At 69.9% G+C, this 6,639-nt stretch carries 9 protein-coding genes; all 9 read right to left on the minus strand.

Annotated elements, in window-relative coordinates; genetic code table 11:
• Nucleotides 1-35: 35 nt before the first annotated feature.
• Nucleotides 36-203, minus strand: a complete 168-nt coding sequence (locus ABZZ22_RS26545; protein WP_354938412.1) for a hypothetical protein — start codon at nt 201-203, stop codon at nt 36-38.
• A gap of 1 nt (nt 204) precedes the next feature.
• Nucleotides 205-1,350 (minus strand): hypothetical protein, encoded by a 1,146-nt coding sequence (locus tag ABZZ22_RS26550; RefSeq protein ID WP_354938415.1) that lies wholly within the window; start codon nt 1,348-1,350, stop codon nt 205-207.
• Nucleotides 1,343-1,492: a hypothetical protein gene (locus ABZZ22_RS26555; protein WP_354938418.1), complete on the minus strand. Its 150-nt coding sequence runs from the start codon at nt 1,490-1,492 to the stop codon at nt 1,343-1,345. Before ABZZ22_RS26555 ends, ABZZ22_RS26550 begins: the two co-directional genes overlap by 8 nt.
• Nucleotides 1,489-2,283, minus strand: a complete 795-nt coding sequence (locus tag ABZZ22_RS26560) for a phage minor head protein (protein ID WP_354938421.1) — start codon at nt 2,281-2,283, stop codon at nt 1,489-1,491. Before ABZZ22_RS26560 ends, ABZZ22_RS26555 begins: the two co-directional genes overlap by 4 nt.
• Nucleotides 2,280-4,025: a hypothetical protein gene (locus tag ABZZ22_RS26565; protein WP_354938423.1), complete on the minus strand. Its 1,746-nt coding sequence runs from the start codon at nt 4,023-4,025 to the stop codon at nt 2,280-2,282. Before ABZZ22_RS26565 ends, ABZZ22_RS26560 begins: the two co-directional genes overlap by 4 nt.
• A 113-nt stretch (nt 4,026-4,138) precedes the next feature.
• Nucleotides 4,139-4,441 carry a hypothetical protein gene (locus ABZZ22_RS26570; RefSeq protein WP_354938426.1) on the minus strand — a complete coding sequence of 101 codons (303 nt, stop codon included), beginning with the start codon at nt 4,439-4,441 and terminating at the stop codon, nt 4,139-4,141.
• 10 nt (nt 4,442-4,451) lie between these two features.
• Nucleotides 4,452-5,894 (minus strand): terminase family protein, encoded by a 1,443-nt coding sequence (locus ABZZ22_RS26575; protein ID WP_354938429.1) that lies wholly within the window; start codon nt 5,892-5,894, stop codon nt 4,452-4,454.
• Nucleotides 5,891-6,373 carry a hypothetical protein gene (locus ABZZ22_RS26580; protein ID WP_354938432.1) on the minus strand — a complete coding sequence of 161 codons (483 nt, stop codon included), beginning with the start codon at nt 6,371-6,373 and terminating at the stop codon, nt 5,891-5,893. Before ABZZ22_RS26580 ends, ABZZ22_RS26575 begins: the two co-directional genes overlap by 4 nt.
• 14 nt (nt 6,374-6,387) lie before the next feature.
• A partial coding sequence (locus tag ABZZ22_RS26585) for a hypothetical protein (protein ID WP_354938435.1) occupies nt 6,388-6,639 on the minus strand: 252 nt, incomplete at its 5' end.

Raw genomic sequence — 6,639 nt, forward strand, 5'->3', positions numbered from 1 at the left:
GGCGGTTTGTAAGGGCCGCCCGGCACGTCGGCGTGTTACGCCTTGCGGGTGACGGCCTGGTAGGTACCGCCCTTGGGGGACTTGGCGAGGAGCTGGCGGACCTTGATGAGGCCGCCTTCCTCGTGGGTGACGAACTCCTCGCCGCCGCCCCGGTAGGTGACCTTGTAGTCGGTCAGGGTCTTGGCTCGTCCGCAGCAGCTCATGTCATGCCTCCTGGTTGGTTGTGGCGAGGGCCCAGCGCAGTCGCGCGCGGGCGATGTCGGTCTCGTCCTTGATCACGTTCGCGGTGCTGCGAAAGTGATCCCCCTGCTGCGGCGTGATGCCGAAGTTGCCGATGAGGGCCCGCTGGGCGCCGGCCGCAAAGTGCACCCGAGCGCGCGGAACGGGGAAGCCCGGCGTGTTCACGCTGCACACGCCGATCAGCTCCAGGGAGCCGCCCACCCGCCGCCAGTCGCCGGACACGGGCGACGAGCGGAACACGTCCAGGGCCTCGGGGGTGGCGCCGGGGAGAAGCCATCCGGCGACCCAGATGCCGTACTCGTCCTCGCCCGCGACGACGCGCGCGACGGCGGCGGCCGGGTCGTCGTAGTGCTCCTGTGCGGCCCGGAACGCGAGCTGCGCGTCCGCGTGCCGGGGCCCGGCGACGAGCGTCCCCACGGGCAGCGTGGCGCCGTCGGCGGTGCGCTGCTCGGCGACGTGGAAGTACGTGTACCCGGTCGGGCTGGACGGCGGGGTGACACACCCGGGCAGACCAACGTGGCAGGTGTCCCACCCGGCGATGTGCCCGAAGACCCTGCCCGTGTCGGTGACGACGAGCGGCGTCAGCTGGTCAACGTCCGGCCGCTGGAACCAGTCCGCTGGCGGGAGCGCTTCCGGGCTCGCAGAAGCGTAGAGCCACTCGTCGACCCCGGCCGGAACGTCCGCGCCCTCCATCACAACCGGCAGCGGGTCGAGGGTGAGGGACACGTCCGCGAACGCCGGGATGCTGACCAGCGTGGCCCCGGCAACCCGCCACCGGGTGATGATCAGCCGCTCGTCCTCGTCCATCACGTACTCGATGTCATCGAGGTCCACCGACGGCCCGACCACGCCCGCCTCCAGCAGCTCGATCACGTCAGTGCCGTAGGCAGCGTCGAGCATCGAGCCGGTGGCCGTGACCATGCCGTCGGCGATCCGCAGCGTCTCGATACGGCCGACAACCTGCGAGCCGCCGTGACCGTCCTCGCTCTTCTGCTGAAACATCAGCGGCAGCGGCAGGTCGCGGGACGAGCCGCCTGCGGGGTCGATGATGCGGCCGTCGCCGGTGGGCACACCCAGCCGAGCCAGCACCGCACTCCACGTCCTAGCCATCAGAACCCTCGCTCTCGTGAATCTGGTGGACGATGAGAGCCGTCTCCATGTCCATGCCGTCGGGGAGCTCGGGGATGTCCATCCAGCGAGCCAACGGGTCCCGCACGGCTTCCAACCATGCTGCGACGATCTCTGCCTTCATGGGTCCTGCCTGTCTGTCCAGTCGATCTCTTCTCCGAGCACCACCGGGAACAGTGAGCACCGGCAGTTGATGACCTCCCCGGCCGGGCCGCGCGGGTCCCCGGGGAAGAGCAGCGAAGCGCCGCCAACGACGAACGGCTCGGACAGGAGTGTCCGCTGCTTGTCCGCCTCCACGTGCGTCGGCCGGGTACGCGGATCCGCTGTAGAGATCCACTGCTTGAACGGCGCCGGATCCCCACGGTCCGCCGCCTCCAGCTGAGCCGATCGCAGCACGCCCGCGTTGACGGCTGCGATTGTCTCCGTCCGCGCCACCGTCACCGCCCTGTTCGGCCACCGCTCCGACCCCGTCGCGGTGAGCACGGTGGACACCCGCGCGGCGATGTCCGGGATCGACTCCTGCTCCCGGATCCCCCGCTCCAACTCCGCGACGATCAGCCCGTACACCTCATCAGGTAGACGCACCAACCGGTTGCCCGCCTCGTTCAGGTACTCCGACACCCACGGATCCGACGCCGGCACACCCGGCCGACGGATCCGACGCGCGGCCCGCTGGAGGATGCCGTCCACCACTGGCATGACCTCGACGTCCACCTGCTCGGTCCAGAAGGCCTGGTGGTCGGAGACGCGGCCGGGGTCCACCGTGCCGTCGCGGAGGACGGCGGGGCGGACGCGGTCGAGCCAGCGGGTGAGAGAGCGGAACCAGGTGCGCTTCACGCGGTCCTCGCCCTCGCGGATGAACGCCTCCGCGCGCAATCGCTGGGGTAGCCCGTCATCGGGTGGCAACGTTGTCACCGCATGGCCTCGGTGAGCATGTTGGTCAGCACGGTTCGGTTGTGGGGCTCGCGCGTGTACAGCCGGTTGCGGACGTAGGTCTTCAGCACTGCACGCAGCGTGCCCTCGTACAGGCCGAACGCCTCGGCTACGGGGCCAACGAACTGAAAGGATCCCTCCAGCAGACGGCCGTCATCTCCCGAGGACTCCAGCTTCGTGTGCAACTCGTGCTTGGGAACGTTGGCGAACTGGCCCCGGTTCTCCCGCGTGAGCAAGCGCCCGCCCGCGCGCGACAGGGCATCGAAGACGAGCAGCTCAGCCGCCGCCGTCAGCCCGTCCGGGACCGCCTCAGGCTCCGGCTCCGTCCCCTGCGTGGACGGCAGCGCACGCGACGACTCCGCCGGCTCCAGCTGGCCGCCCTCAATCTCACCCGACGCGCCCGTTGCCTCCGGCGCCACGACTACCTCAAGGCCCATGGCGGCAGCCACGTTCGGGTCGCTGAGAAGCGACGGGGCACCGATGACGATCTTCTCCAGCAGCCGCCTCGTGTACTCCTCCTGGTCCGGCGCCGCATCCACCGGGATCCCGTTCTCCGCCAGCATGTACTCGTCCGAGATGAGCAGCCGGTCGTGGAGGTCGCGCAGGTTCTCGGTGTCGTCGGGGCGGGCCACGATCTTCGTGGTGTCCCAGCCGACCTCGTAGGTGGCGGCCTGCTCCTCGGTCATCCCCATGGCGACGAGCGCGGGCCGGAACCACTGCTCCGTCAGGGCGTCGCCGAGGGCCTGGAGCAGCGGCTCGATGAAGATCTTGTACGTGGACTCCTCGACCTGCCACGCCGACCAGTGGTTCGACTCGCCCTGCGTGCCGGCCGCAATGTCCTTCGGCATGTCGAGCGTGTTGGCCAGCCGGGCGAGGGCCCTGTCGCGGAGGTCGTCCAGGCCACCCACAAACTCGGTGATCGGATTGATGAACGCCATTGCCCCACCGCTGGCGATCATGTCGGCAGGGGCGTTGATCGTGATAGGGACCACGGCAGACGGTGTACCCGGCTGCTGAATGGTGGCTTCGGCGGCCGCAAGCAACTCGTCCATCAAGGCGAGTGCGGTGGTGTCGTGTTCCCCGCGGGGGAGATCCAGTTCGTCAGCCAGCAGGAGGAGGCCAGCCAGCGCGAGGCGTGAATCCAGCTGGGCGGCGATGGTCTGGCCAGCCTTCTCGATCTCACGACAGACGGGCAGGGCGGGGCGGACGGCTGAGTCGGCCTGGATGAAGTCGGCCGGATGCGGAGACCAGACGCGGAAGAGCCGCGACTTGCTGTCGAGCTGGACGTCGACGCCGATCTTGGGGTCGCGGTACTCCCACTTGGCGTCAGCGCCGTTGCCCTTGGACTTGACCTGCGACGGGGGGAGCACGATCCACTCATCGGGCTGCGGCCGCCCCTGGATCGGAGGGCGCGGGCGGACGATGACCCACGCCTCACCCGGGACCTGCCAGCACAGGGCCAGGACCTTCAGGAGGGTGGCGCGCTTCGCCGCCCCACCGAGCACCTGTGCGGCGGCCTGCATGGCGATCGCGTTCTCCGACGGGCCGGTCGGCGTGCCCGTGGCGGGGTCCAGCTCGGTCGCGTGAATGTCAGCCTGGCTGACCGCGTTGGCGATCCATACCAGCGGCGACCGCAGCTCACCGATCGCGTCGTAGTAGTACCAGCCCTGCCGCTGCCAGTCGGAGTTGGCGGACTGCTTGCGGGCCCGGTCGGCGAGCTTCACGCCGGGGCCGGCCATGGGCATGGCGGCGGCGGTGATGGCCCGTGGGACAACGGTGGTGTCGGCGGTCTCGGGGAGCAGCGGTCCGCCGTCCCTGCGCCTGCGGAAGATCGCCATCAGTCGTCACCCTCCTTGGACGCCAGCCAGCCGGTCACGTACGAGAAGGCGAGCGCCATGAACACCGCGTCGTCCCACGACCACCGGCCCGCCGCGGCCCCGTAGACGGCCGCGAGCGTGCCTACGTACATGGACACGCACCAGTCGCACACCACGACGTAGGCGCGGAGGCTGTCGTCCGGGAGGGCGCGCAGGACAGCTCGCCGCGGCGCCTGAAGGATGCGGTCGCGGGTGATCAGTCGGGTGACGCGGGCCGTGGCCAGCGCCATCACCACCATCAGCACAAGCGGATACGTTTCCATTTCCATCCCATCATGCCCGCTGCGAGCGGGCTTTGAGTGCCGGGTGCTGCCCAGAGACCCGTCCGGCGCGTCGGGCTGCGGTGTGCGGGTTGACCAGCTCGGTACGCGTACCGCGGTCCCGCTTCATGTGGTGGGTGACCGCGTGAACCAGGGCGTCGATGCGGTCCGGGGAGCCGGGCGTCTCCTCGGGGATCCACGTCGTCAGCTGGTCCTCCAACTCAGGGAAGCTGCCGACGTGGTGGACACGGCCCTGCTCGTACAGCATCGCCACCGGCTGCGCCCTGAGCTTCTTGCCCTTGGACGCGTTGACCCGGCGGATCGGCGGCGGGGTGGTCTCCCCAGGGTGGAGATCCCGCCAGACCCGGCGGAGAACCTCCTCCAGCCAGTCCTTGGGGCCGTTGTCCTCAACGACGATGTACGCGGCCCCGTGCTCCTCTCGAAGGGCGTATGCGGCCCGCGCGGCCGGGTCTGGGGTCCGCTTGCCTGAGGCGTCGGCGAGGACGTAGTGGTGCTGGTCGACACCCCAGCCGGTGACGACCAGGCCGGTTTCGTCTCCGGCGCCGGTGCCGGCGGGGTCCATGCCGACCACGATGGACACCAGCTCGGGCACCTCGTCGGGCCGAACCCGATAGCGGTCGATCAGCGCGCGCGCGACCAGCGCGCCGGGCAGGTCCTCGAGCACCTCGGCGTCCAGCTCCTGCCGACCGAGCGTCGTCCCCTCGTACCGGTCGAGGACGGTGCGGCGGAACGTCTCGGCGAGGTTGTCGAGGTTCTCGTACGTCGAGCCGCGCACCACGGCGCAACGGGTGTTCTTCAGCAGCTCCTTGATGAGCGGCAGTGGTCGGGGCGTGGTGGTGATGCAGCCGCGGGGATGCTGGCCAAGGCGCATGCCCATCTGGAGCATGTCCCAGGCGTGCTGAAGGTAGCGCCAGGCGGCGAGCTCGTCGGCCCAGAAGTAGTGGTGCTGGGGGCCGCGGAGCCGGTCCGGTTCGTCGGCGGAGTACAGCATCTGGATGGCGCCGTTGGGGTACTCCAGCTTCCGCAGGCTCTTGGTGTAGATGGGTCGGAAGGTGGCCGGGGCGCACGCGAGGATGCCGGAGTCGCCTTCGACCATGACATCTCGGGCGTCTGCCGCGGTGGGGGCGATGAGCGCACCGCGGGGGAGGCGTCGGGCCTGTTCGATGCTGAACTCGGCGCCGACCCTGGTCTTTCCCCAGCCGCGGCCTGCGAGTGCCAGCCACCAGTCCCAGTCGTCTCCGGCGGGTGGCCGCTGGTTGGCGCGGGAGTGGGCGCCGGGTCGTCCTGGGTGGGGGCGTCCGTCGCAGTCAGGGATGTCACAGAGCCACGGCACCTTGCCGGCTTCCCGGTCGAGGACAAGCCGTTCCAGCCCCTCGGCGAGCTGCTCTAGCTCGGCGGGGGTGAGGGCGGCAAGTTCGGCCGGGTCGATGATCACGTCTGGGTGGCGCTCTCGAACCGCTCGATGAGCTGCTGGACGCGGTCGCGGGCGGCGGACGCCTTGGGGTCGTCCTTCAACCGGAAGGCATGCTCTTCCAGCCTCACCATGGCGGCGAGGGCCTGGGACCAGCGGACGGTGGGGTCGTCGCGGTCACGGATGAACCCGTCGAGCTGGTCGGACAGGTGGCTGCGGAGCTTGTCGGCGAGGGTGAGGTTGTCGTCGCGTGCCGAGGCCATCTGGGAGGCGAGGCCGTCGGTGGCGGCTGAGGCGAGGTGCTGGTCGTAGGCGGTGGCTCGCGCGGTCCAGTCGTGCCGCTTGGACAGTTCGTACGCGGAGTCGGCGCTGATGTCGGCGGCCTTGGCTGCGGCGCGTACGGTGCGGCGGGGGCCGAGGTTGAGGAATTCTCTGAACGCCGCGTATGCCTGGCCGCGTTCGGTGTCGCGGCGCACCCAGGGGTAGGGCTCCGGGGTGGACATAGGGGTGCTCCTTTCTAGCGGGCGAAGAGGGCGAGGGCTCCGGCTACGGCACCGCCAAGACCGGTGAGGGCGCCGAACGCGGGGAGGGGCCAACGCCCGGACTCCAGGACGCGTATGCGGGTCTCGTGGTCGGCAACGTCGGCACGGATGTCCTTGGCTTCGGTGATGAACCCGTCGACCTTGCTCTCGATCCGGGTGACCGTCTGGGTCAGGGCCTTCACCTCTTCGTAGACCTGGCCGGTGCTGATGTAGATGCCGTTCTCGGG

It is taken from the genome of Nocardioides sp. NPDC006273 (genome assembly GCF_040613495.1).
GTDB lineage: Bacteria > Actinomycetota > Actinomycetes > Propionibacteriales > Nocardioidaceae > Nocardioides.